Here is a 22,426-nt window from a genome sequence, read left to right as displayed (position 1 = left end):
TAGCCGGTTTTTCCAGCACAGACAAATACCGTCGTCCCGATATCAGCCCAGATCCCCGCCGCCCACTGGAAGGGTTACCCCGGTGATGTACGAAGCCTCGTCGGAAGCCAGAAACAGAATGGCTGCGGCTTGTTCATCGATGGTGCCGTAGCGTTTCATCAAGCTGCTGTTGAGCGTCTGATCGACGATTTGCTGGTACCAGACACTTTCCTGTTCGCTCTGCGGCTGGTCGTTACGCGGGATGCGTCTTGGCGGTGCTTCGGTGCCGCCGGGCGCGGTGGCGTTGACCCGCACGCCGCTGCCGGCAGTTTCCAGGGCCAGGCACGCGGTCAGCGCGTTGACGCCGCCCTTCGCCGCGCCGTAGGGAACCCGATTGACGCTGCGCGTGGCGATGGATGACACATTGACGATGGCGCCGCTGCCCTGCTCAAGCATGTAAGGCAATACGGTGTGGCAACACCACAACGTCGGGAACAGCGAACGGCGCACTTCGGCTTCGATCTCGTCCGCAGCATAGTGCTCGAAAGGCTTGGCCCAGATCGTCCCGCCGACGTTATTGACCAGGATGTCGATGCGGCCAAAACGTTTTTTCGCGGCAGCCATCACCCTTGCGCATTCAGCGTGATGCTCCAGGTCTGCGGTCAGGGTCAGCGCGCGATAGTGCTGCAATTCATGCACCAGCTCCGAGCGATCCACCGCCACCAGCCACGCGCCCTCCTCCAGCAAACGCTCGGCGACACGCAGACCGATGCCCTGAGCCGCGCCGGTGACCAGCGCGACCTTATCGTTAAAACGTGGGTTCATGGTGTTCTCCTCAGGCAGCGTCGCCGGTAACAATCGCGTTGGGCGTGAACTTCTCGTAGTAGAAGCTGGCCGGGGTCACGCCAGCCGCCGTGAAGTGCTTGCGCACCGCATCGACCATCGGCGGCGGGCCGCACAGGTAAACATCGACGTCACCGTCGTTGAGCATGTGCGGCGCCATGTGCTCAGTGACGTAACCCTGCTGCGGATGGCCGGTTTGCGGGTCGGCCACGCAGGTGACCAGACTGAAGTTGGCCAGGCGTGCGCTGAACGCTTGCAGGGCCTGGACCATCACCAGGTCCTGATCCCGGGTCACGCCGTAGATCAGCGTTATCTGGCGGGTTTCATTACGTTCGGCGAGCACTTCAAGCATCGACAGGAACGGCGCCAGCCCTGTCCCACCGGCCAGCAACAACAAGGGCCGGGTGACCGCGCGCAGATAGAAACTGCCCAATGGACCGGTCATGGCAACCGTGTCGCCAACCTGAGCACGCCCCAGCCATTCGCTCATCAACCCGCCTGGCACCTGTTTGATCAGGAAGCTCACGTGGCGCTCTCCGGGTTTGCTGCTGAATGAATACGAGCGCGTCTGATGGCTGCCAGGCACGCCAATATTGACGTATTGGCCGGGCAGGAAAACCGGCACCTGATCCAGTTCGAAGCTGACTTCCAGCGCGGCATCGGCGTGGCTGACGATACTGGCAACGCTGGCGGTGAACTGCGCGGTGCCGGTCTTGCAGGTGCTGGACGACACGGGCACGGCAATGACGCAATCCGATTGCGGCACCATCTGACAGGTCAGCACCTGCCGCTGCTCGACTTCGTCCTCGCTCAAGGCGTCTTCAATGTAGTCATCGCCCAATTCATAGTCGCCGGTTTCACAGCGGCATTTGCAGGTCCCGCACACCCCGTCGGAGCAGTCCATGGGCAAGTTGATGCGCTGGCGATAGGCGGCATCAAGCACCTTTTCGCCGATCTTGCAGTCGATGAAACGGGTCACCCCGTCCTCGAAGTTCAAGGCTATGGAGTACGTCATGAGCGTGCCCTCAGATGTGGTAGATATCGATGACCTGGTGGATGTAGTCGTTCTTGAGCACCACTTTCTTGCGCGTGATCAACGGCTGTTCAGGCCGGACATCGAGGCGATAGAACGAGGTGCCAAAGTACGTATCCGTGGTCTTGTAGCGATGGCTGAGGGTTTGCCAGTTGAAACGCAGTTCGACGGTCTCGCCGTCATCGGCCAGCACCTCCAGATTCGCCACGAAATGCGCGGTGCGCGGTTCGGGCATGCTGGCGCTGGAGCGTTCGGTCTTGATCCGGAACACGCGGTCTTCAAGGCCGTCGCGACTCGGGTAGTAAATCAGCGAAATCTCCCGTTGCGGATCTTCGGTCAGGCTGTCCTGGTCATCCCAGGCCGGCATCCAGAACTCCACGTTTGGCGAGTAGCATTCCAGCCACTGGTCCCACTGCCGGTCATCGAGCAGGCGGGCTTCGCGGTACAGGAAATCGAGCAGACGATCACGGGAAAGGCTCATGAGCGCACCTCCTTGTCCGTGGCGATCACGCCTTGTTGCTCAACCTTGATGGCTCTCTGCAGGGTCGCGGCCCAATGGGCATGCTGGCGCACAAACAAGCCTTCGTCTTCGGTTTTCACGCCGCTGAGTTGCGGGTTGATGCCCATCTCCCGGGCATTTTCGTCCGCACCGTCAATCCACTGCGTGGCACCGCGACTCAGGTCATTCCACAGGCTCGTGGTGCCCTGATAACCGCTCTGGCAGGCCCGAAACTCTTCCAGGTCGTCCGGCGTACCCATGCCACTGACGTTGAAGAAATCTTCGTATTGGCGAATCCGCGTCGCGCGTTCCTGGGCACTTTCGCCCTTGGGCGCCATGCAGTAAATCGTCACTTCGGTCTTGTCCACCGAGATGGGGCGCACCACGCGGATCTGCGTCGAGAACTGGTCCATCAGGTACACATTGGGGTACAGGCAGAGGTTGCGAGTCTGATCGACGATAAAGTCGGCACGCGCCTGACCGAGACGATCGGCCAGTTCCTCGCGGTGGGCATGCACGGGACGCACTTCGGGATTGAGCAAACGGGTCCAGAGCAGAATGTGCCCATGCTCGAAGGCGTATACGCCGCCGAGGCTTTTCGACCAGCCATTGGCGTCGACGGTACGCGTGCCTTCGGCCTCATAGTTGCGGCGGCCCATGGTTGCCGAGTAATTCCAGTGCACGGAACTGACGTGATAACCGTCGGCGCCGTTCTCGATTTGCAGCTTCCAGTTGCCGTCATACACGTAGGACGAACTGCCGCGCAGCACTTCCAGGCCTTGCGGTGCCTGGTCGACCATCTGGTCAATGATGACCCGGGTTTCGCCCAGGTAATCGCTGAGTTCAGGCACGGCGTCGCCGAGACTGCCGAACAGAAAACCCCGGTAGTTTTCGAAGCGGGCCAGGCGTTGCAGATCGTGGGAGCCGTCGCAGTCGAAACTCTCCGGGTAGGCGCCGGTCTTGGCGTCTTTGACTTTGAGCAGTTTGCCGGCGTTGCTGAAGGTCCAGCCGTGAAACGGGCAAGTGAATGAACCTTTGTTGCCTTGTTTGCGACGGCAAAGCATGGCGCCACGGTGGGCGCAGGCGTTGACCAGGCCGTGCAGCACGCCTTGTTTGTCGCGGGTGACGACAACCGGCTGGCGGCCAATGTAGGTGGTGAAGTAGTCGTTGATTTCCTGCACCTGGCTTTCGTGGGCCAGGTAAACCCAGCCGCTTTCGAAGATGTGTTTCATCTCCAGGGCGAATAATTCGGTGTCGGTGAAAATGTCGCGGCGGCAACGGAAGATCCCGGTAGTGGGGTCATCCTGAACGGATTCGCTGAGTTGACGGGCGAGTCGGTCGAGCGTGCTGATCATGGGGAAGGCCCTCGGTTGTTCTTGTATCAGGCACCTTCACCTTATGTGCTTGCCCCTCCCCTCAATATCCAGTGGCTGCGAATCGCTATCCGCCCGGCGCGAACGTTCACCGCTGCCGACGCCAGGTCTGCGAGGGCAACTCGCCGAAACGGGTGCGATAAGCGCTGGAGAACCTGCCCAGATGCAGAAAACCATGATCCAGCGCGACCTCGGTGACGCTGCGCGCCGTCGCCCGTTGCAGCACCGCATGCACCCGCTCCAGCCTGCGCTGGCGCACAAATTCACGGGGCGCCAACCCCACCTGACGCTCGAACAAGGTGTACAGCGTACGTTCGCTGACCCGGGCCACCGTCATCAATTGCTCAATGCTGATGTCTTCGGTCAAATGTTCCTCGATAAATTGCCGCACCGCTTCAAAGCCGCCGTTTTCTTCAGGTTTGGCGATGACCCGCAAAACGTTGCTGCTCAAAAGCTCCAGCAGTTTGCTGGCGACGATCCGCTCATACAGCCCCTGCACTTCAGCGCCGGCAGCATTTTCGGCTTCATGGCAGATCAATCCCAGCAACTGGATAAAACCGCCCATGGTCTTCAAGTGTTGGCGGTCGGCAGCGAAACGGACGCCTCGGTGTGGCAGCGTCCAGCGCTGTTCAAGGCAGGCGTTTTCGATCAGGCGCACCGGCAGCTTGACGATGAATTTTTCGCAATCGGCTGAATAGGTCAGGTCCACCGGATCATCGGGATTGATCAACAGAATCTCGCCCGGCCGATAGATCAGCTCTTCGCCACGGGTCCTGGAACGGCAGTGGCCGTGCAACAGAATCTGCAAGTGATAAACCGTTTCCAGCGCTGGCGAGGTCACGCGCACCGGCGCGCCGTAGCTGATGCGGCACAGGTCAAGGCTGGAAAAGGTCCGATGGCTAATACTGGCCTGAGGGCGGCCTTTGGGCAGCAAACGAATACGGTGGCTGCCGACATGCTGATTGACGTATTCCGACACGGCGTAGGCATCGGCGTGGTCGTATATCTGGCTGCATGCACTCAACAATTGGTTCATGGCTGGTTTCTCTTGTTTTTATCAGGCGGGCATGACGACGAACGCCCCCGCAGGCTGTGAATTGCCCTGCGAGAGCGTTTTCAACACGGAAGCTTCAGGCTTCCAGTGCCCTCACCCGTTCATGCCGCTCTTCTTCGCGGCTTTGTGCCGCTGGCTGCAATTCAAAGTCGAAGTCGATATCGGCGTGCCGACCGTTTGCATCGTCGCTGAAACGGATCTCGGCGATCAGTTCATCGCGGGTGGCGTAGGCGAAATCGTCGTGCAGGTATTGATCCCCGGCGAGATTGATCTGCGTCGTCAGATGGCGATGCCCGGGGGCCGAGATAAAGAAGTGGATATGCGCGGGCCGCTGGCCATGACGGCCCAGTTGGTCGAGCAAGTGTTGCGTCGGCCCATCCGGCGGGCAGCCGTAACCCGAAGGCACGATGCTCTGGAATGCGTAGCGACCCTGAGCATCGGTCTGGATGCGGCGACGCAGGTTGAATTCCGATTGCGCAGGATCGAAGTACGAATAGGTGCCGCCGGTATTGGCGTGCCAGACATCGACGATGGCGTTGGCCAAGGGCGCGCCATCGGTGCCGCGCACCTGGCCGCGCATGAACAAAACGGTGCCTGGGTCCTGACCGTCATCGAGCCGGGCATGGTGCTCGCACAGTGGCGCGCCCGCGACGTACAGTGGCCCCTCGATGGTGCGCGGCGTGCCGCCGACATGGCCGGCCTGCGCGTCTTCGGCGTCCATCAGCAAATCCAGGTAGTGCTCAAGACCGAGACCGGCCACCAGCAAACCGGCTTCCTGACGGCTGCCAAGCTCGTTGAGATAGTTGACGGCTTTCCAGAACTCTTCGGGGGTAATCTGCAGGTCTTCGATGATTTTGACGGTGTCGTTCAATACCCGATGGACCACATTCTTCATGCGTTGGCTGCCTGCCGGCTGGTCGAAACCGGCAGCACCTTCGAGAAATTGCTGAACCGGTGCGGTTTGGGAAATACGAATAGTCATGGCAGTTGTCCTCATCATTGTTCTTGTGATGTAGCGGTGGCTGAAGCGAACTCAGCGGTCGTCGGCATGAATCGAAGACGGATGCCGACACAGCGCCATGACGTCGATGTCCATGTACGGATAAAGCGGCAGTTGCATCAGCGTGTCATGCAGCGCCTGGGCATCCGCCACGTCGAATACGCTGACATTGGCATAGAGCCCGGCGATGCGCCAAAGGTGACGCCAGGTACCTTCTTGTTGCAGACGCTGGGCAAGTTCCTTTTCGTCGGCCTTGAGCCGGGCGGACTGCTCGGCAGGCATGTCGACAGGCAGTTTAACGGTCATGCGCACGTGAAAAAGCATGGCGTGGGTGTCCTCGTGTGTGGGGCGGATTTCTTTTGCAAAAATTGCTGCAACGTCATCGCGAATCAATGGCGGGCAAAGCGCGCCAGGCGTTCGGCATCCAGTTCCAGCCCGAGGCCCGGCGTGCGCGGGATCAGCAGCTGGAAATCCCGATAGACCGGTGGCTCGACCAGAATGTCTTCGGTCAGCAATAGCGGCCCGAACAGTTCGGTGTGCCATTCGAGCCTGTCCAGCGTGGCGAAGGCATGGGCGGCGGCCAGCGTGCCGACGCTGCCTTCGAGCATGGTGCCGCCGTACAGGCTGATGCCCGCCGACTGGGCGATGGCCGCCGTACGCAACACCGCAAGCGGGCCACCGGTCTTGGCAATCTTCAGAGCGAAAATCGAGGCGGCGCCCATTTGCGCGAGGGCAAAGCTGTCCTGCACCGACTCGATGGCTTCATCGGCCATCAACGGAATCGGGCTGTGGGCGCTCAACCGCACCATCCCGGCGCGATCATGCCGGGACAGCGGTTGCTCAATCAGCTCCACGCCAGCGTCGGCCAATAACCGACAGGCACGCACGGCGACGGCCTCGCTCCACGCCTGATTGATATCGACGCGAACACTGGCGCGATCACCCAAGGCGCGCTTGATCGCCGCGACGTGCGCGATGTCGCGCGCCGGTTCGCCCGCGCCGATCTTCAGCTTGAAGTGGCGGTGACGGCGGATATCGAGCATGCGCTCGGCTTCTTCGATATCCCGGTTGGTGTCGCCACTGGCCAGGGTCCAGGCGACCTCGACCCCGTCGCGCACGCGGCCGCCAAGCACTTCGGCAACCGGCAGGCCAAGGCGCTTGCCGAGCGCATCGAGCAGCGCCGTTTCCACTGCCGAGCGGGCGAAGGTATTGCCACGAATGGCGTGATCGACCCTTTGCATCGCAGCGTTGAGGTTGCTGGCATCCTGGCCGATGAGCAGCGGCGCAAACCACGTGTCCAGATTGACCTTGATGCTTTCCGGGCTTTCCCCGGCGTAGGCCAGGCCACCGATGGTGGTGGCTTCGCCGATGCCGACGATCCCGTCGCTGCAAAAGATGCGCAGGATGACCAGCGTCTGGCCGTGCATGGTGTGCATCGCCAGCTTGTGCGGGCGTATGGTGGGCAAGTCGACGATCTGGGTATCGAAGCGTTCGATGGTAATGGCAGTCATGGGCGTGTCCATCTACGTTTTATTTGTCTTGCGCAGAGATTGACGCTGGCGAACAACAGCGTCCAATATTGATTAGGTCTCGCTTAATACCCTGGAGGTATCGTGGAGCTTCGTCATTTACGCTATTTCAGGGTGCTCGCCCAGACCCTGAATTTCACCCGTGCCGCCGAACAGCTGAACATTGCCCAGCCGCCCCTGAGTAGACAGATCCAGCAACTGGAAGACGAGTTGGGCGTGGCGCTGCTGGAACGCTCAAGACCGCTGCGACTGACCGATGCTGGCCGATTCTTTCATGAGCATTCCAGTCAGTTGCTGGAGCAACTGGCGCGCATCAGCGACGATACCCGACGCGTGGCGGCGGGCGAGAAACGCTGGCTGGGCATCGGTTTTGCGCCGTCGACGCTGTATGGCGCGTTGCCGGATCTGATCCGCCGCCTGCGCGCACTGGGCGACATCGAGCTGGGTCTGTCCGAGCTGATTACCTTGCAGCAACTCGAAGCCCTGAAAAGTGGACGCATCGACGTTGGTTTCGGCCGGTTGTTGTTTGATGACCCGGCGATTACCCAGCAGATTCTTCGGGAAGACCCGCTGGTCGCGGCGTTACCGGCCGGGCATCCGCTGCTGGCCGGCCCGGCAACCCTCAAGCAACTGGCGGCCGAACCTTTTGTGCTGTACCCAGGCAGTCCGAGGCCGAGTTATGCCGATCATGTGCTGGGGATATTTGCCGGACAAGGCTTGCGCATCCGCGTCGCGCAAACCGTCAATGAAATGCAGACCGCTATCGGTCTGGTCGCGGCAGGCATCGGCATCACCCTGGTTCCCGCCTCGGTACAGCGTCTACATCGTGACGACATTGGCTACACGTCGCTGCTGGACAGCAGCGCGACGTCGCCCATCGTGGTCAGTTATCGCGCCGGCGACGTCTCGCCGGTGCTCCAGCAATGCCTGGCGTTGCTGAGCAAGAAATAACCCACGCGGGCGATCAATCCTTTGACCAGCCTTCAACAGTACGCACCAATTCGGTCAGGTCGCGTTCCCCGCCATCCTGCTGCGCGGCTACGTTCCACAGTTGCCGCGCCGAATGGCCCAGCCACATCGGCACACCCAGCGCCTGACACTCCTCGATGGCCAGGCCAATGTCCTTGCACACGCTGGAAATCGGGAAGCCGAAATCGAAGGTGCCGGGCAGGACGTGTTTGGGAAACTTGTCCAGCGTCGCGCCGTTCTTGCCGCTCCCGGCATTGATCACGTCCATCATCACGTGCGGGTCGAGCCCGCCCTTGACGCCCGCGACGAACGCCTCCGAGGTAATCGCGAATGCGGTGGTCGAGAGCATGTTGTTGAGCAATTTCAGCAACTGGCCTTGGCCGGGTTGCTCGCCGACGATGAAGACTTTGCCGAACACGTCGAACAGCTCACGCACCTGGGCGACAGCTTCAGGCTTGCCCGCGACCATCATCGCCAGGGTGCCTTTGCTCGCCCCGGCTGCACCACCACTGATGGGCGCATCGACGGTTTGAATGTCGTGCTTGAGCAAACCGGCAGCAACTTCCTGTTCGGCCCGGGAACCCACGGTGGAAAGGTCGACCAGAATGCGCACCGCCTTGCCTTCGACAATGCCGTCCGGCCCCAGAGCCACGGCCTTGAAAATCGCCGGGCTGGGCAGGCTGGTGAAGACGATTCTGGCGCTGTCGGCCACTTCCCGGGCGCTGTCGGCAACCCGCGCGCCCAGGCCGGAAAGCTCGGCCAGGGCTGCCGGGTCTTTATCAAAGATCACCAGCGAATGGCCTTTTTCCAGCAGACGTCGGGCCATGGGCCGTCCCATGATGCCGACGCCAATGAAACCCAGTGGTTGCTCTGTCATATCAATTTCCCGAATGAAGTGAGCCGCGCGCCAGGCGCATTACCGCGCTGGCATCGCTGGCATGTTGCAGAGACCACAGCGCATCGATCAGCGGTTGTGGCGCGCAGGTTGAGCCGCCGTAACGGGCCAGTTCGCGCAGTTTGTGTTCCAGAGTTTTATCGTCGAGTGGCGCGCCCAGGCTGCCCGACGCCACGTCGATGCGATGGCTGAGGATTTCGCCGGAGCGGAAAAACAGCCGCACCCGTGCCGACTCGACGGCGTAACCGTCATCGTCGATAAAGTGCAGCAGCGGATACAGGGCCCGCAGGTTGCTGTCCGCCACTGCCGCGTCGCTGAATTCGGCAAGCCCCGCGCGCCCGCTGGCCAGCGCGACAGCAACGGCGTGTTGCGCACTGACCTGTGATTCGCGTCCTGTCTTGATCGTTGGCCGATCGGTTCGCTGGCGCAGCAAAGGATGGCCGGTCAGTTCGATGCGGGTGAGGTCCGATAACGCCCAGTTGCGCTCGCGGGACAGTTCCAGGCAGGCTTCGATCACCGGGTTCAATACCACGCCGCACGGATAGGGTTTATAGGTGTTGGCGCGCAACGCCCAACGCTCTCCCAGGCCTTGGGTTATCCCCGCAAAATCGGGATTTTCGCCCATGACCTTGAGAAAACCGCGCTCGCCTTCGAGGGGTAATTCAGGCCCGTTGAAACCGTCCTGGGCCAGCAATGCCGAGAGCAGGCCGTTGCGTGCGGCATTGCCGACACCGATACTTTTCGCCGCGCTGCCCAGTGTTTCCACCAGCCCGGAGGCTTGCGCGCTGGCATTGCCCAAGGCCCAGCCCAGTTGTTGGACGTTCAGGTCCAGCAGTTTGCCGACAGCGGCGGCAGCCCCGAACACGCCACAGGTCGAGGTGATATGCCAGCCACGCCGATAGTGTTCGGGGGAAATCGCCAAACCCAGCCGACATTCCACTTCCACGCCGAGAACCAACGCCAGCAACAGTTGCTCGCCAGTAAAAGTTCGGGTTTCAGCCAAGGCGAACAGCGCCGCTGCGACCGGTGCGGTCGGGTGAATGATGGTGGGAATGTGCGTGTCGTCGAAGTCGAAGACATTGGCGCTCATGGCGTTGAGCGACGTGGCATTGAGGATATCCAGCAACTGCGCGCGGCCAATCAGCTGCGCATCGGCACCCGCGCTGAAGCGCTGAAACAACGTCACTGCCTTGCTGACGTCTGGATCGTTGCAGCCGGCCAGCGCCACTGCGAAATAATTGACCAGCGCGCGTTTGGCTTCATGGCGAACGTCGGGCGGGATGTCGGCCCACGTTGAACGCGCAATGAATTCGCACAGCGGGCGGGTGACAGCAGGAACCTGCATGGTGCCTCCGTTGTTCTGGGTGATGGTGCTGGAGAAAGGAGTCGACCTCATCCCGCCAACCAGCCATCGTCCACCGGCAAGGTCGCGCCAGTGATCGAAGCCCCGGAATCACTGCACAAAAATACGATCAAGTCCGCCACATGCGCCGCGTCGACAAAGCGACCGGTGCCCTGCTTGCCGAGCAGAAACTCCCGTGTCGCGGTTTCCCGGTCCAGCTGCTTGCGCGCCATCAGATCGGTCAACCGCCCTTCGATATTCGGCGTCAGCACCGAGCCAGGGCATACCGCGTTACACGTGATGCCCTGCCCCAACGTTTCCATGGCAACCGCGCGGGTAAAGCCCAGCAGCGCGGTCTTGGTGGTGACGTAATCGATACGGTTGGCAATCGCCCGCGAACCATAGGCCGAGGACATATTGAAAATCCGCCCCCAGCCCCGCGCGCGCATCCCGGGCAAACTCAGCTGTACGGCGCGAAAGGCTGCGGTCAGATTGACCGCCAGCGCCTGCTCCCAGCGCTCGAGCGGGAAGTCTTCGATGGGCGAAAAATGCCGCACGACGGCGTTATTGATCAGCACGTCAACCGCGCCCGCCGCATCGAGCATTGCCTCGACACCCGAGGCTTGCGACAGATCGGCCTGCACATAACTGATCGCCACGCCGTACTGCTGCGCCAGATCCGCGCAAGTCGCGTGCATGTCGACCGACGAATCAAGCCCGTGCAACACCACATCACAACCCGCTGCCGCAAGGCCTTGGGCCATGGCCAGGCCAAGTCCGTTTGACGAGCCGGTGACCAGCGCCCGCTTGCCCTTCATATGCCCGCTCCGCTGGCATCGATACGCACGGCGAACGTCGGATCGGCAGGATCGACAGCGGCGAAGCGGTTCATCACGTCCGGATCATGGCCGGGAATCATCACCGCGCCGGGACGCTGCAACCATTCGCGGATCTGCACGTAGCCCTGATACATGTCCGCCAGGCTGTCGAGCACCGCGAACGGGCGATCCTGTTCCATCTCGTCGTAATAGTGAATGGCGTCGGACGCCAGGATCACCGGCCCTTCGGGCATTTCGATGACCACCGCCAGTTGCCCCGGCGTGTGGCCGCCGAGTTCGTGCAATTCGATACCGGGAATCAACGTGTTGCGCGGCTCATCCAGCAAGGTGATGCGCCCCGCATCCGCCAAGGCCTGAATGCGCTGGATGTCCAGCGGATCAATGTGATGCGCGTATTGCGGGCGCTTGCCCATGTCGGTGCCCCAGAACTCGAACTCGCGTCGGGACATGACGATCTGCGCATTGGGATACAGACCAAGATTACCGGCGTGATCATAGTGCGCGTGAGTCAGCACCAGCAGCTTCACTTCAGCGGGATCAATGCCCAGCCTCGCCAACGCATCGGCCGGCTTGACCACCGGTTGGCGCTTGCGTGCCAGCGCTGCCTCCGGGCTGAAACCGGTGTCGATGACGATGACTTGCTCGTCGTTGCGGAAGATCCAGAAAAAGTAATCCATGGTGATTTCTTCGTCCGGCTCACGATAGGCGCGGAAGTTGTAGTAGCACTCGCTCTTGCTGGTCTGCCGGGTGCCGTAACGCACCACGATCACTTCGGGATGGTTCCAGTTCGGCTTTGCTGCGGTCGTCGGATTGTTATTGTTCATGTCGACTCCGATTGATTAGGGCTAAAGGTCCGGGTTCGGATTGGCCGGCTGGGCGGCTTCGCCCCAGGCGTGTTCCAGCATCGGCGCGGCGACCAGCGCCCCGTGAATGCCGATCACGCTGACGATCTCCAGCATTTCCATGATCTGTTCCTTGCTCGCGCCGTAACGCAAGGCGTTGCGCATATGCAGCTTGAGGCCCGGCACATACAGGTGCGTGGCGGCGGCATCGAACGCGCAATACATCAATTCCTTGACCATCGGCGACAGCACGCCGGTGCGCCACGGCACCGAGGAGAACTCGACGTAGGCTTCGAACAGCTCCGGGTCGAGTTCGAGTAAACCTTCCCAGCACGAATGCCAATAGCCGCGATTCTCGACAAAGCTGGATTTCAGCGCCTCGCGCCGGGCATCCAGTGGTTCAGGCCCATTACGCAGGCCCTCTTCCTCCAGCACTTCGAGCAGCACCGGCACCCCGACATTCGAGGCGTGAATGCCGACCGTGCTGATCAACTCCAGCACTTCCATCAGCTCCTCGCGACTTGCGCCATGGGCGATAGCGACCCGCAAATGCTCGTGAATGCCCGGTTGGAACAAGTGGGTCGCGGCGGCGCTGGCCGCAATGCCGATGAACGCCTTGACCTTGTGTTCCAGATGGTTCTTTTGCCACGGCACGGCGGCGAATCCGGCATAGGCTTCGAGAAAACCAGGGTCCAGACGCAGGATGCTCTCCCACGCCGGATTCCAGCTGCCGCCGCTACGCTCGAACGCATCCCTGGCCTGTTGTTGTTTTTCGGTGAATGCCATGTGCGGGTCTCCTCTGTTGCAGGATCAGCGCGCGGCGCGCAGGTAATCGCGGTCGGCAACCGCTTCCTGCCACACCGTTTTGCCGATGGAGGTCGCGGTGTGGACCATGAAGTTCTCGGTATTGGCGCCGTGCCAATGCCGTTCGCCCGGGCCGATCCACACCGTGTCACCCTGACGAATCACCTGGGGATCGTTGCCTTCCAGACAGATCCAGCCGCTGCCGGCGGTAACGTAAATCACCTGACCGAACTCGTGAAAATGCCAGAACGTACGCGCACCGGGATTGAACGAGACGTTGTTGATGGTCACGCCGTCGGTGGTCGGCATCACCGGATCAGCCCAGACCACGCCGGTAAACGTCGCCCCGCGCTGCTCGGAAATTGCCCCTTCGATGCTGCCGTGAATAACCTTCATGCCTTGTCCTCTTTCCAGGTTTGGTGAAGCCGGACGCCGCCGGACATATCGCCGATGGCATCCACGACTTTGTTGCTGATCTGGTCGCCGTAACCCAGCGCGACCTGCAGGCCGAAGCTCGCCAAAGGCCCGGAGGCATTGAGCGAAGCAACGCCCAGCTCACGCACCCGGTCGAGGTAGAGCACCACGTCCTTGCTCATCAATTTGCCGGTCAGGCCGCCTTCCAGATAATTGCCGTCGACGATGTACGGGAAGCGCTTCTGCGTGGCGAAATTGACCCCGCTGCTGCTGTTGAGCACGTCGAGTAGCTGGTGCAGGTCCAGACCGGCTTTTTTGCCGGCGACCATCACTTCGGCGGTGGCGGCAAGACTCACTGCGTTGAGGAAGTTGTTGAGTAACTTGGTGGTGTGTCCGGCGCCGCTTTCGCCCATCAAAAACACCTTGCTGGCGATGGGCGCAAATACCCAGTCCAGGGCCGCGACGCTGGCGGCATCGCCACCGACCATCAAGGTCAGCGCGCCCTTTTGCGCCGCAGCCGCGCCGCCGGAGATCCCGGCGTCGATGTACTGCACGCCGCGTTCGGCAAACAGAGCGTGCAAACGCACGGTTGAACTGGCGGCAGCGGTACTCAAATCGACCACGATCTGGCCTTCGTGGCAATGGCGCAGCAACCCTTCAGGCCCTTCGACGACGGCCTCGACCACCTTGCTGTCCGGCAGCGACAGCAACACCACGTCCACTTGTGCAGCGACCTGGCCGATGGACTCGGCAACCTGTGCCCCAGCGCTTTCGACACGCTGGCGATCCGTGTCATAACCCAGTACCGCAAGGCCTGCATCCACCAGACAGCGGGTCATGCGACCGCCCATGTTGCCCAGGCCGATGAAGCCAATGGTTTTGTTGTCCACAACGTTCTCCCGTTGGTTATTGTTCTGTCAGGTCAGGCACGCGTCAGAAGTCGACGTCCTTGGTTTCCGGGCCCATGTACGCACCAATCGTGGCGATGACACCGCCCACGCACAGCAGGACTGCGGGGGTCATGGTGAAAGGAATGATCTGGCCCAGCCACGCCATGTAGAAGGCGTAAAACGACGGGATGATCACCGACAGGCTGAAGCCGACGCCAAAACCGGTGGCGCGTACGTCGGTGACAAAACGCTCGTTGATGTAAGTGACGATCACGCCCCACGGCGCAGTGACCACTACCGACAGCAGGCACACCAGGGTCATGATCACCGGCAGCGACAATCCCGGCACGTTGGCCAGCACATACATGACGCCCGCGCCGACCGTGGCGATGATCGGCCCGAGGATCAGGAAGAAGCGTCGGCGGCCGATTTTCTGGCCGATCATCCCCGAAGCGATGTAGCTGAAGAACAGTACCGAGTAGCAAATCAGCAGCGTGCCGGTCACTTGCATCCCCGAAAGATGCAGGATATTCACCAACAATCCGGTGGGCAGGAAAATAGTGATGATGTTCTGCGTCAGCCAGAAGCCGGTCATCATCAGCAGCACTTGCAGCAGATTGCGGCCACTTTTGCCTTTGAGCAGATCAGTCAGCGGCAGTTTTTCCCGAGGTTTTTTCTCGGCGTCTTCTTCCCAGATTTCGGATTCCGAGACCGCATAGATGTAATACAGCGCCAGCACGCCGGCCAGCACAGCGCCGATCACAAACGGAATCCGCCAGCCCCATTGCACGTACGGCGAATCGGGACCGGCCAGCGGGAACAGCATGAACATCAACATTGCCACCAGATTGATGCTGACGTAGGCCAGCGGAAAACCGGCGATGATCAAGCCGCCAACGAAGCCACGCTGATGCTTTTTCGAATACTCGATAGCCAGCGGCATGGCCCCGGTGTAACCACCGCCGAGGAAAATACCGTCGACAAAACGCAGCAGCACCAAGGCCCAGTACGAGGCTATGCCGATGGTCTCGTAACCCGGCAGCAAGGCAATCAGGAAAGTCACGATGCCGAAGCCCGACACCGAATAAATCGACGCCATGCGCCGCCCGGTGCGGTCGGCGATCATGCCGAACAACAGTGCACCAATGGGCCGCCCAAGCAGCGTGGTGATGAACACCAGTGAGGCGAGAATCGCGGCCATGCCCGGCGACAACTGGGCAGGCTGGAAGAAGAACAACACAGGGGACAGCACGACGACCGGCAAATAGATGTCGAACATATCGATGTATTCGGAGAAGAACGCGCCTTTGATCGCGTTCCTTCTTTTCTTCTCGATCGACTGATCGGTCTCGGCCAGCGGCCTGGCCTGTGCTTGGGCGGGGGCATGGGTACTCATGACGTTTCCTTATAATTATTGTTGAACGGCAAGGGAGGTTTTGAAGCGGATCAGGCGTCGGCGATTTCCGCCTCGTAGGCCTTGATCGCCGCTGATGCGACACGGAACGCCGCCAGGCCCAGCGGCACGCCGCAGTAAATCGAGGCCTGCATCAGCACCGCGCGGATTTCGTCCTTGGTCACCCCGTTACGCAAGGCGCCGCGCACGTGAACGCCCAGTTCGTGGTGCTGGCTCATGGCGGTGAGCATTGCCAGATTGACGATGCTGCGGGTCTTGAACGGCAAGGTTTCGTCGCCCCAGATTTCGCCCCAGCACACCTCGGTGACCAGCTTCTGGATCGGCCGATTGAAGTCATCCGCTGCGGCCCAGGATTTCTCCACATGCAGATCACCGAGGACTTCCTTGCGGTTGTTGAAGCCTTGGTTAAAGCGTTCGTTGTCGTCCATCGTTATCTCCAATTTCGTACTATCGACAGATTGTCATACAGTCTTCGCAGGCAAATTTTTTAGCTCAGCGCTTTGGCTCAACCAGGATTTCAGTCGCCGTAACCCACCAGGGATTTCACTTCCAGATACTCGCGCAAACCGAACTCGCCCCACTCCCGGCCGTTGCCGGAGCGTTTGTAACCACCGAACGGCGCGGCGAAATCCGCAGGCGGGTAATTCAGGTGAACGCTGCCAGCCTGCAAGGCGCGAGCGACGTTACGTGCCCGGTCCTGATCAGCCGATTGCACGTACGCCGCCAGCCCGTAAGGCGTGTCATTGGCGATCTGAATCGCTTGCGCCTCATCGTCATAGGCGATCATCGACAGCACCGGGCCGAAGATTTCTTCCTGGGCAATGGACATCTGCGGCGTCACGTTGGCGAACACCGTGGGCTTGACGAAATAGCCCTTGGACAGGCCTTCAGGCTTGCCCACGCCACCCGTCACCAGTTGCGCGCCCTCGTCGATACCGGCCTGGATCAGCGCCTGAACCCGCCGCCATTGCGCATGATTGACCAGCGGCCCAAGCTGGGTGGCGTCGTCGGTGGTTGCGCCAACCTTGAACGCTTCGGCAGCTCGTTTCGCGATCTGGATTGCATCGTCCATCAGGTTACGGGGGATCAACAGGCGGGTCGGAATCGAGCATGACTGGCCGCTGTTGGTGAAGCAGGCCGCAACGCCGCGGGTTACGGCGTTTTGCAGATCGACGTCATCGAGCAGGATATTCGCCGACTTGCCGCCCAGCTCCTGGGCAACGCGCTTGACGGTGTCCGCCGCCGATTTCGCCACCAGCACGCCAGCGCGCGTCGAGCCGGTGAACGACAGCATGTCGACATCCGGGTGCGCCGACAGCGCGGCGCCGACACCCGGCCCGTCGCCATTGACCAGATTGAACACACCCGCTGGCACGCCCGCCTCGTCCAATACCTCGGCGAACAGCAGGCTGCTCAGTGGTGAATATTCACTGGGCTTGAGCACCATGGTGCAACCAGCCGCCAGCGCGGGGCCGACTTTCACCACGATCTGGTTGATCGGCCAGTTCCACGGCGTAATCAGCCCGCACACGCCCACCGGCTCGTAGCGCAATACCGTGCTGCCCTGGCGCTGCTCGAATTCAAAACGTTGCAGCACTTCAATCAACTGGTTCAGGTGCAACCAGCCACGTGGCACCTGGAAATTGCGCGAGGCGCTGATGGGCGAGCCCATTTCCAGACGCATGGCCTGGGCAAATTCCTCCTGACGACGCTCATAAATCGAGACGATGCGGCGCAGTAAATCGATGCGCTGGGTAACGCTGGTTTGCGCGTACGCGGGCAAAGCCCGGCGCGCTGCGGCGACGGCACGATCAACGTCCGTGGAATTGCCCAAGGCAAGACGGTCGACGACGGTTTCCGTTGCCGGATCAATGACGTCGAACCAATCGGGAGCCGCAGGCTTCACCCATTGTCCATTGATGTAAAATTCGGCTGCATGAGACATAGGCTTTGCTCCGTTGACGATCTGCGCAAATAACGCGATTACTCGCCTTCCTTGGCCAGCATCCGGTACATCTCGGTGTGGTCGGTGGTGGGCGTTGCGTCTTGCGCCACCTCGTCCCAGACCTTGATCGCGCGCTGGCCGAACAACAGCGGGTAGTCCAGCGCATCCGACAGGCCCTTGGCGATCTTCAGGTCCTTGTTCATCAACTGCATCGAGAAGCCGGAAGCGAAGCTGCCGCTGAGCATGAATTGTCTGGCCTTGTTCAACGAGGTGTTGCTGCCGCCGCTGGAGGCGTTGAGCACGTCGACCATCACGCCGGGATCGATGCCGAAACGCTTGGCCACATGCAATGCCTCAACCGTGGCCATCAAGCCAGCGGCGGAGACGAAATTGTTCAGCGCCTTGGCCGCATGGCCGGAGCCCGCTGCGCCAATGTGCAGGATGTTCTTGCCCATCGCGTCGAGTACCGACTGACAGCGCTGCATTACCGTTGGATCGCCGCCGACCAGAATCGCCAGCGAGCCATCGACTGCGCGCTTCACGCCGCCGGAAACCGGAGCGTCCAGATAAGCGAGGCCGATGCCGGCAAGCTTCTGCCCAAGATCCCGGGAGCGCGCTGGTTCAGAGGAACTCATATCGATGACCACCGTGTCGGCCGTCAGTGATGCGGCCCAGCCCGATTGCCCGTCGACGCCCAGCAATACGCTTTCGACGATGTTCGAATTGGGCAGCATGGTGATCAGCACATCGAGGGATTTGGCGTTGTCGGCATCCAGTGCGGATGCGCCAAGAGCAGTCTGAATTTCCTGCAGCCGCCCCGCATCGGCATCGGCAAGAAACAGCTGAAACCCGGCCTTGCTCAGGCAGGTGGTCATCGGCAGCCCCATCATGCCGAGGCCGATGAAACCGATGCGTTTTGGTTGAGTCATGTTCGCGCCCTATTGTTTTTGGAAACGGGTTCTTCAAAACGGGTTCACGGCGGCACCTGAAGTTTTTTCTGCTCGGTGCGCGCCAGCAGTTGCGACAAAACTATATGACTGTCATACAATCGGTCAATAGGCTACTTTGCCTATTTCCTGATCGGCGCTTACCAAAGGAGCAGAAAATGATCGTTGAACTACGTATCTACCATTGCGCACCGGGCCGCCTGCCGGCCCTGCATGAACGCTTCAGCAAAATCACTCTGGGTTTTTTCGAAAAGTATGGAATCGAGCAAGTGGGTTTCTGGACGTCGCTGAGCGGCGACAGCAATCAGACCCTGACCTATGTGCTGAAATGGGACAGCCTTGCCGACCGGGAAACCAAGTGGAATGCGTTCCAGAGTGACGCTGAATGGATCGCCAAACGCGCCGAAAGCGAAGCCCAGGCGATCATCGTGCAGCGCATCGAAAACCAGTTCCTCACGCCGACCGCGTATTCAGCGTTGCGCTGAGTGCTGGGTGGGTGCTGTAGGGGCCGGCCAATCGGCTCGTATATACAAAAGCTACTGCACCGAGTGAACGCCATTCAGCGCCAGCAATTCCAGCACGTTCTTCGAGGCGTTTTCCACGTGCAGCAACGCCGCCGCGCATGCGCCGGGCTCATCGCGCAGCTGAATCATGCGCACGATTTCCTTGAGCTCCGCCAAGGTATGCACCATTCGTCCCTGACGACCGAGGGACAAGGCCCGCAGCAGGCTGACGCGGTTGTTCAACTGTTCCAGCATGCTGCCGACCACATTGCTCTGCTCGATATCCAGCAGCACATGATAAAAGCGCCGTTTGATGTCCAGCAGCGCTGCGCCGTCGAGGGATTCGGTGTGGGATTGCTCGACAAACTCGTCGAAAACGTCCGCCAGCTCGGTCACGTCTTCGTCAGTGGCGTAGCGCACGAAATTACGCACGGCGAGCACTTCCAGCGCACCGCGCACGTCGTAGATCTGAATCGCGTCGTTGGCATCCACTGAGGCCACGTACGCCCCGCGATGGGGAACCTGCTCCACCAGACCTTCCGCTTCCAGTTGCCGCAGCGCTTCGCGCAATGACGTGCGGCTCACATCCAGGGCCGTGTAGAGCTGCTGCTCCACCAGCCGATCACCGGGTTTGAACCGGCCGGAAATGATTTCGTTGCGCAGTGCATCCTGTACCTGATGCCGCAAAGATGACGCCTGGCGTTGTACTTTCATGGTGGATTCCCTGAGACCTTCACATTCATTGCTGCGACGCCGCGCGGGCCATCGCCTGGATCGAGCGCACCCCATCCTCGTGATCGGCTGCGTTATACACAATCGTATTGTATTACAGCGGTTTTAGGCGAAATAAAATCCCGTCATCGCCGATCAAACGCGCCGCTCAACCCGAAGAAATTGCTGAAGTGGTGGCATTTCTGGCTTCCAGTCGGGCGTCCTATATGGTTGGATCAGTGGTCATGGCCGATGACGGGATGAGTGTCAACGCTGGCTAAGGTCAGGCGAAAGCCGCCAATCCGCGATCCGCCGCATCAGAACTAGCACATTACGAGGTCCGTCTCATGAGCAAAGCTGCCTATGTTCCCCCTACAGTCTGGAAAGATGATGCGCCGTCTGGTGGCCAGTTCGCCAATATCAACCGCCCGATTGCCGGGCCGACCCACGACAAGGTATTGCCGGTTGGCAAGCAGCCATTGCAGCTGTATTCGCTGGCCACGCCCAATGGCGTGAAGGTGACGATCCTGCTGGAGGAGTTACTGGCGCTTGGGCACTCCAGCGCCGAGTACGACGCCTGGCTGATTCGCATCAACGAGGGCGATCAATTCTCCAGCGGTTTTGTGGACATCAACCCCAACTCGAAAATCCCGGCGCTGCTGGACCGCAGCGTCGACCCGGCGATCCGGGTTTTCGAGTCCGGTTCGATCCTGCTGTACCTGGCGGAAAAATTCGGCGCACTGCTGCCCACCGACCTGGCCGGGCGTACCGAAACCCTGAACTGGCTGTTCTGGCAGATGGGTGCAGCGCCCTACCTGGGCGGCGGCTTCGGGCATTTCTACCTGTATGCACCGGAGAAGCTTGAGTACCCGATCAACCGCTTCACCATGGAGGCCAAACGGCAGCTGGATGTGCTCAATCGCCGACTGGCTGAAAGCCCGTATCTGGCCGGCGACAGCTATACCATCGCCGATATCGCGGTCTGGTCGTGGTATGGCCAGGTGGTGCTCGGCAACGTGTATTCGGCTGCGGAATTTCTTGCCGCCCACGAATACACCCATGTGCAGCGCTGGGCGCAAGAAATCGCCAAGCGACCTGCAGTGATTCGCGGGATGCGGGTCAACCGGACCTGGGGCGATGAGGCAACACAGGTGCCGGAACGGCATCAGGGCAGTGATTTGGACTGAGCGAGTTTGCCAGCGAAGCGGCCAGGCGATACGCCTCGCCAACAAGTTCGCTCCTTGTATGTCATCAGCGCGCAGCGGTTCTACCTGATTTTTTCTGGCGCTGCGTTTCGAATCGGGTAGCACCAACAGCATTTGCGGTGCGGCTTATTGAGGTTTCGCCCTGACGGTCGAGTCCTTTGTTTCGGCAAAGGACGAAACCATTGTGCGCTGACGTCCGGCCCCTGCTTCGCAGGGGTTCCTTCGCTCCGGTGCCGTGGGGTGGGTACGCGCCGACGCGCCATCCCTGGCGCAACGGCGCTCGACCGGCATCCATGCCGGTCGCCCCACCCCACGACACCTGCGCTCAGCCTCCCGACGCGCGTTTGGCGGCGTCTGCCAGATCGCAGCACGAAAAAGCGAAAATCAAAAGCGTACGGGCAGACTTCACTAACACCTCGCCAACAAGTTGGCTCCTACAGACTCACTGGCGTCACCAGTTTTCCTTGCTCAAACCACGCAGCAAGATTCGCGTAGACCAGATCCGCCATAGCCTGGCGAGTCTCGTGAGTGCCGCTGCCAATGTGTGGCAGCAGCACAACGTTATCCATAGCGATCAATTCGGCCGGGACATTAGGTTCGTCATCGAACACATCCAGCCCGGCGCCACCGATTTCGGATTCAAGCAACGCAGCCACCAACGCAGCCTCGTCAACGACGGTGCCCCGGGCCACGTTGATCAGAAATGACGACGGGCCGAGTGCGCGCATGACGTCACGATTGATCAGGTGTCGCGTGTCCGCCCCACCGGGAACAATGACGACCAGGTAATCCGCAGCCGCTGCGAGTTCCTGAAGATCAGCGTAATGAGTGTAGGAAACATCGGCATAAGGCCCGCTTGGCCGGAAATAGGCGACGTGCATATCGAATGCACTGACCAGTTTGGCGATGGTTTTGCCGATTTTGCCCAACCCGACGATCCCGCAGGTTTTGCCATGCAGGTCGTTGCCCAAGGGGAATTTCGTCTGCTGCCATTTGCCCGCACGCACGAAGCGCTCGGCTTCACTGATGCGCCGTGACACGCAGAGCATCAACGCAAGTGCGGTTTCAGCCACGCTGTTGTTGAGCACGTCGGGCGTATTGCTCAACTGGATGCCGCGACCGGCGAGGTAAGTGGTGTCGACCGCGTCATAGCCAACGCCAAAGCTGGTGATTGCTTCGAGATTGGGCAGTTTGTCCAGCGTCGCGTTATCGGCACCGTACACACCGCTGGTCACAACGACACGTATGGCTTGGGCGTGGGAAACCGCCCAACTGTCGAAGTCGGCTATCTCCCAGCGCTTGTGCACATTGACGTTGGCTTCCAGCGCCTGCATCAAGGATGCATGCATGGGACCCCAGACTAAAACATCGCCTTTGCTGTCGATCATCGTTGTTC

At 60.6% G+C, this 22,426-nt stretch carries 24 protein-coding genes and 2 pseudogenes; 4 read left to right on the top strand and 22 right to left on the bottom strand.

Annotated features, from left to right (window positions below; genetic code table 11):
• Window positions 1-42: 42 nt before the first annotated feature.
• From CFII64_RS08000 to CFII64_RS07965, 8 genes are all read right to left on the bottom strand, one after another.
• Entirely contained in the window at window positions 43-804 is a 762-nt protein-coding gene (locus CFII64_RS08000) for a 1,6-dihydroxycyclohexa-2,4-diene-1-carboxylate dehydrogenase (protein WP_020290285.1), read from the bottom strand.
• Between the two features lie 10 nt (window positions 805-814).
• Window positions 815-1,837, bottom strand: coding sequence for a benzoate 1,2-dioxygenase electron transfer component BenC (benC, locus tag CFII64_RS07995; protein WP_020290284.1), 1,023 nt, complete (start codon window positions 1,835-1,837; stop codon window positions 815-817).
• A 10-nt stretch (window positions 1,838-1,847) separates the two neighbouring features.
• Complete coding sequence (gene benB, locus CFII64_RS07990; RefSeq protein WP_020290283.1) at window positions 1,848-2,336, bottom strand: benzoate 1,2-dioxygenase small subunit; 489 nt, start codon at window positions 2,334-2,336, stop codon at window positions 1,848-1,850.
• Window positions 2,333-3,709 (bottom strand): Rieske 2Fe-2S domain-containing protein, encoded by a 1,377-nt coding sequence (locus tag CFII64_RS07985; protein ID WP_020290282.1) that lies wholly within the window; start codon window positions 3,707-3,709, stop codon window positions 2,333-2,335. Before CFII64_RS07985 ends, benB begins: the two co-directional genes overlap by 4 nt.
• Before the next feature lie 106 nt (window positions 3,710-3,815).
• Window positions 3,816-4,763, bottom strand: a complete 948-nt coding sequence (locus CFII64_RS07980) for an AraC family transcriptional regulator (RefSeq protein ID WP_020290281.1) — start codon at window positions 4,761-4,763, stop codon at window positions 3,816-3,818.
• A gap of 94 nt (window positions 4,764-4,857) precedes the next feature.
• Complete coding sequence (catA, locus tag CFII64_RS07975) at window positions 4,858-5,763, bottom strand: catechol 1,2-dioxygenase (RefSeq protein ID WP_020290280.1); 906 nt, start codon at window positions 5,761-5,763, stop codon at window positions 4,858-4,860.
• 51 nt (window positions 5,764-5,814) lie between these two features.
• Window positions 5,815-6,105 (bottom strand): muconolactone Delta-isomerase, encoded by a 291-nt coding sequence (gene catC, locus CFII64_RS07970; protein ID WP_020290279.1) that lies wholly within the window; start codon window positions 6,103-6,105, stop codon window positions 5,815-5,817.
• 65 nt (window positions 6,106-6,170) lie between these two features.
• Window positions 6,171-7,292 carry a muconate cycloisomerase family protein gene (locus CFII64_RS07965; RefSeq protein ID WP_020290278.1) on the bottom strand — a complete coding sequence of 374 codons (1,122 nt, stop codon included), beginning with the start codon at window positions 7,290-7,292 and terminating at the stop codon, window positions 6,171-6,173.
• Between the two features lie 102 nt (window positions 7,293-7,394).
• Here CFII64_RS07965 and CFII64_RS07960 point away from each other — a divergent pair, with 102 nt between their 5' ends.
• On the top strand, window positions 7,395-8,261 hold the full coding sequence (locus tag CFII64_RS07960) for a LysR family transcriptional regulator (protein ID WP_020290277.1): 867 nt from the start codon (window positions 7,395-7,397) through the stop codon (window positions 8,259-8,261).
• A gap of 13 nt (window positions 8,262-8,274) precedes the next feature.
• Here the strand turns inward: CFII64_RS07960 and CFII64_RS07955 are convergent, their stop codons facing one another.
• The 12 genes and pseudogenes from CFII64_RS07955 to CFII64_RS07905 all read right to left on the bottom strand — a co-directional run bounded on the left by CFII64_RS07955 (window position 8,275) and on the right by CFII64_RS07905 (window position 18,593).
• The gene (locus tag CFII64_RS07955; protein WP_020290276.1) at window positions 8,275-9,156 is read right to left on the bottom strand and encodes an NAD(P)-dependent oxidoreductase; all 882 of its coding nucleotides are present in this window, start codon (window positions 9,154-9,156) and stop codon (window positions 8,275-8,277) included.
• 1 nt (window position 9,157) lies between these two features.
• Window positions 9,158-10,519 (bottom strand): MmgE/PrpD family protein, encoded by a 1,362-nt coding sequence (locus CFII64_RS07950; protein ID WP_020290275.1) that lies wholly within the window; start codon window positions 10,517-10,519, stop codon window positions 9,158-9,160.
• 47 nt (window positions 10,520-10,566) lie between these two features.
• Window positions 10,567-11,334, bottom strand: coding sequence for an SDR family NAD(P)-dependent oxidoreductase (locus CFII64_RS07945; protein ID WP_020290274.1), 768 nt, complete (start codon window positions 11,332-11,334; stop codon window positions 10,567-10,569).
• Window positions 11,331-12,179, bottom strand: coding sequence for an N-acyl homoserine lactonase family protein (locus CFII64_RS07940; RefSeq protein WP_020290273.1), 849 nt, complete (start codon window positions 12,177-12,179; stop codon window positions 11,331-11,333). Before CFII64_RS07940 ends, CFII64_RS07945 begins: the two co-directional genes overlap by 4 nt.
• A gap of 21 nt (window positions 12,180-12,200) precedes the next feature.
• Complete coding sequence (locus tag CFII64_RS07935) at window positions 12,201-12,983, bottom strand: carboxymuconolactone decarboxylase family protein (RefSeq protein ID WP_020290272.1); 783 nt, start codon at window positions 12,981-12,983, stop codon at window positions 12,201-12,203.
• Between the two features lie 24 nt (window positions 12,984-13,007).
• Window positions 13,008-13,397 (bottom strand): cupin domain-containing protein, encoded by a 390-nt coding sequence (locus CFII64_RS07930; RefSeq protein ID WP_020290271.1) that lies wholly within the window; start codon window positions 13,395-13,397, stop codon window positions 13,008-13,010.
• Window positions 13,394-13,828 carry an NAD-binding protein gene (locus CFII64_RS30445; RefSeq protein WP_305366896.1) on the bottom strand — a complete coding sequence of 145 codons (435 nt, stop codon included), beginning with the start codon at window positions 13,826-13,828 and terminating at the stop codon, window positions 13,394-13,396. The genes CFII64_RS07930 and CFII64_RS30445 overlap by 4 nt, the downstream gene beginning before the upstream one ends.
• A 6-nt stretch (window positions 13,829-13,834) precedes the next feature.
• A pseudogene (locus CFII64_RS30440) lies at window positions 13,835-14,308 on the bottom strand (NAD(P)-dependent oxidoreductase); the annotation flags it as partial.
• Window positions 14,309-14,348: 40 nt separating this feature from the next.
• Entirely contained in the window at window positions 14,349-15,701 is a 1,353-nt protein-coding gene (locus CFII64_RS07920) for an MFS transporter (protein WP_020290269.1), read from the bottom strand.
• 50 nt (window positions 15,702-15,751) lie between these two features.
• Window positions 15,752-16,147: a carboxymuconolactone decarboxylase family protein gene (locus CFII64_RS07915; protein WP_020290268.1), complete on the bottom strand. Its 396-nt coding sequence runs from the start codon at window positions 16,145-16,147 to the stop codon at window positions 15,752-15,754.
• Between the two features lie 89 nt (window positions 16,148-16,236).
• Window positions 16,237-17,664 (bottom strand): aldehyde dehydrogenase family protein, encoded by a 1,428-nt coding sequence (locus CFII64_RS07910; RefSeq protein ID WP_020290267.1) that lies wholly within the window; start codon window positions 17,662-17,664, stop codon window positions 16,237-16,239.
• A 38-nt stretch (window positions 17,665-17,702) separates the two neighbouring features.
• On the bottom strand, window positions 17,703-18,593 hold the full coding sequence (locus CFII64_RS07905; RefSeq protein WP_020290266.1) for an NAD(P)-dependent oxidoreductase: 891 nt from the start codon (window positions 18,591-18,593) through the stop codon (window positions 17,703-17,705).
• A 176-nt stretch (window positions 18,594-18,769) separates the two neighbouring features.
• On the opposite strand from CFII64_RS07905, the gene CFII64_RS07900 reads away from it, so the two are divergent.
• Window positions 18,770-19,096: an NIPSNAP family protein gene (locus CFII64_RS07900; RefSeq protein WP_020290265.1), complete on the top strand. Its 327-nt coding sequence runs from the start codon at window positions 18,770-18,772 to the stop codon at window positions 19,094-19,096.
• A 51-nt stretch (window positions 19,097-19,147) separates the two neighbouring features.
• Here the strand turns inward: CFII64_RS07900 and CFII64_RS07895 are convergent, their stop codons facing one another.
• On the bottom strand, window positions 19,148-19,828 hold the full coding sequence (locus CFII64_RS07895) for a GntR family transcriptional regulator (protein ID WP_020290264.1): 681 nt from the start codon (window positions 19,826-19,828) through the stop codon (window positions 19,148-19,150).
• Between the two features lie 146 nt (window positions 19,829-19,974).
• Here CFII64_RS07895 and CFII64_RS29275 point away from each other — a divergent pair.
• Window positions 19,975-20,106, top strand: a pseudogene (locus tag CFII64_RS29275) (SDR family oxidoreductase); the annotation flags it as partial.
• A gap of 66 nt (window positions 20,107-20,172) precedes the next feature.
• Window positions 20,173-21,012: a glutathione-dependent disulfide-bond oxidoreductase gene (gene yghU / locus CFII64_RS07890; protein ID WP_020290263.1), complete on the top strand. Its 840-nt coding sequence runs from the start codon at window positions 20,173-20,175 to the stop codon at window positions 21,010-21,012.
• Window positions 21,013-21,464: 452 nt separating this feature from the next.
• On the opposite strand, the gene CFII64_RS07885 is transcribed toward yghU, so the two are convergent.
• Window positions 21,465-22,418, bottom strand: a complete 954-nt coding sequence (locus CFII64_RS07885) for a 2-hydroxyacid dehydrogenase (RefSeq protein ID WP_020290262.1) — start codon at window positions 22,416-22,418, stop codon at window positions 21,465-21,467.
• Between the last annotated feature and the right edge of the window lie 8 nt (window positions 22,419-22,426).

Source organism: Pseudomonas sp. CFII64 (assembly GCF_000416235.1).
In the GTDB taxonomy this organism is placed as follows: Bacteria; Pseudomonadota; Gammaproteobacteria; order Pseudomonadales; family Pseudomonadaceae; genus Aquipseudomonas.
Note: the sequence above shows the minus strand (reverse complement) of the source record. Positions and strands in the feature narration are given on the sequence as shown.

Bases quoted from the DNA above. Each gene is read 5' to 3' on its own strand.
- CFII64_RS08000 (WP_020290285.1), bottom strand. From the start codon at position 804: ATGAACCCACGTTTTAACGATAAGGTCGCGCTGGTCACCGGCGCGGCT.
- benC (WP_020290284.1), bottom strand. From the start codon at position 1,837: ATGACGTACTCCATAGCCTTGAACTTCGAGGACGGGGTGACCCGTTTC.
- benB (WP_020290283.1), bottom strand. From the start codon at position 2,336: ATGAGCCTTTCCCGTGATCGTCTGCTCGATTTCCTGTACCGCGAAGCC.
- CFII64_RS07985 (WP_020290282.1), bottom strand. From the start codon at position 3,709: ATGATCAGCACGCTCGACCGACTCGCCCGTCAACTCAGCGAATCCGTT.
- CFII64_RS07980 (WP_020290281.1), bottom strand. From the start codon at position 4,763: ATGAACCAATTGTTGAGTGCATGCAGCCAGATATACGACCACGCCGAT.
- catA (WP_020290280.1), bottom strand. From the start codon at position 5,763: ATGACTATTCGTATTTCCCAAACCGCACCGGTTCAGCAATTTCTCGAA.
- catC (WP_020290279.1), bottom strand. From the start codon at position 6,105: ATGCTTTTTCACGTGCGCATGACCGTTAAACTGCCTGTCGACATGCCT.
- CFII64_RS07965 (WP_020290278.1), bottom strand. From the start codon at position 7,292: ATGACTGCCATTACCATCGAACGCTTCGATACCCAGATCGTCGACTTG.
- CFII64_RS07955 (WP_020290276.1), bottom strand. From the start codon at position 9,156: ATGACAGAGCAACCACTGGGTTTCATTGGCGTCGGCATCATGGGACGG.
- CFII64_RS07950 (WP_020290275.1), bottom strand. From the start codon at position 10,519: ATGCAGGTTCCTGCTGTCACCCGCCCGCTGTGCGAATTCATTGCGCGT.
- CFII64_RS07945 (WP_020290274.1), bottom strand. From the start codon at position 11,334: ATGAAGGGCAAGCGGGCGCTGGTCACCGGCTCGTCAAACGGACTTGGC.
- CFII64_RS07940 (WP_020290273.1), bottom strand. From the start codon at position 12,179: ATGAACAATAACAATCCGACGACCGCAGCAAAGCCGAACTGGAACCAT.
- CFII64_RS07935 (WP_020290272.1), bottom strand. From the start codon at position 12,983: ATGGCATTCACCGAAAAACAACAACAGGCCAGGGATGCGTTCGAGCGT.
- CFII64_RS07930 (WP_020290271.1), bottom strand. From the start codon at position 13,397: ATGAAGGTTATTCACGGCAGCATCGAAGGGGCAATTTCCGAGCAGCGC.
- CFII64_RS30445 (WP_305366896.1), bottom strand. From the start codon at position 13,828: ATGGGCGAAAGCGGCGCCGGACACACCACCAAGTTACTCAACAACTTC.
- CFII64_RS07920 (WP_020290269.1), bottom strand. From the start codon at position 15,701: ATGAGTACCCATGCCCCCGCCCAAGCACAGGCCAGGCCGCTGGCCGAG.
- CFII64_RS07915 (WP_020290268.1), bottom strand. From the start codon at position 16,147: ATGGACGACAACGAACGCTTTAACCAAGGCTTCAACAACCGCAAGGAA.
- CFII64_RS07910 (WP_020290267.1), bottom strand. From the start codon at position 17,664: ATGTCTCATGCAGCCGAATTTTACATCAATGGACAATGGGTGAAGCCT.
- CFII64_RS07905 (WP_020290266.1), bottom strand. From the start codon at position 18,593: ATGACTCAACCAAAACGCATCGGTTTCATCGGCCTCGGCATGATGGGG.
- CFII64_RS07900 (WP_020290265.1), top strand. From the start codon at position 18,770: ATGATCGTTGAACTACGTATCTACCATTGCGCACCGGGCCGCCTGCCG.
- CFII64_RS07895 (WP_020290264.1), bottom strand. From the start codon at position 19,828: ATGAAAGTACAACGCCAGGCGTCATCTTTGCGGCATCAGGTACAGGAT.
- yghU (WP_020290263.1), top strand. From the start codon at position 20,173: ATGAGCAAAGCTGCCTATGTTCCCCCTACAGTCTGGAAAGATGATGCG.
- CFII64_RS07885 (WP_020290262.1), bottom strand. From the start codon at position 22,418: ATGATCGACAGCAAAGGCGATGTTTTAGTCTGGGGTCCCATGCATGCA.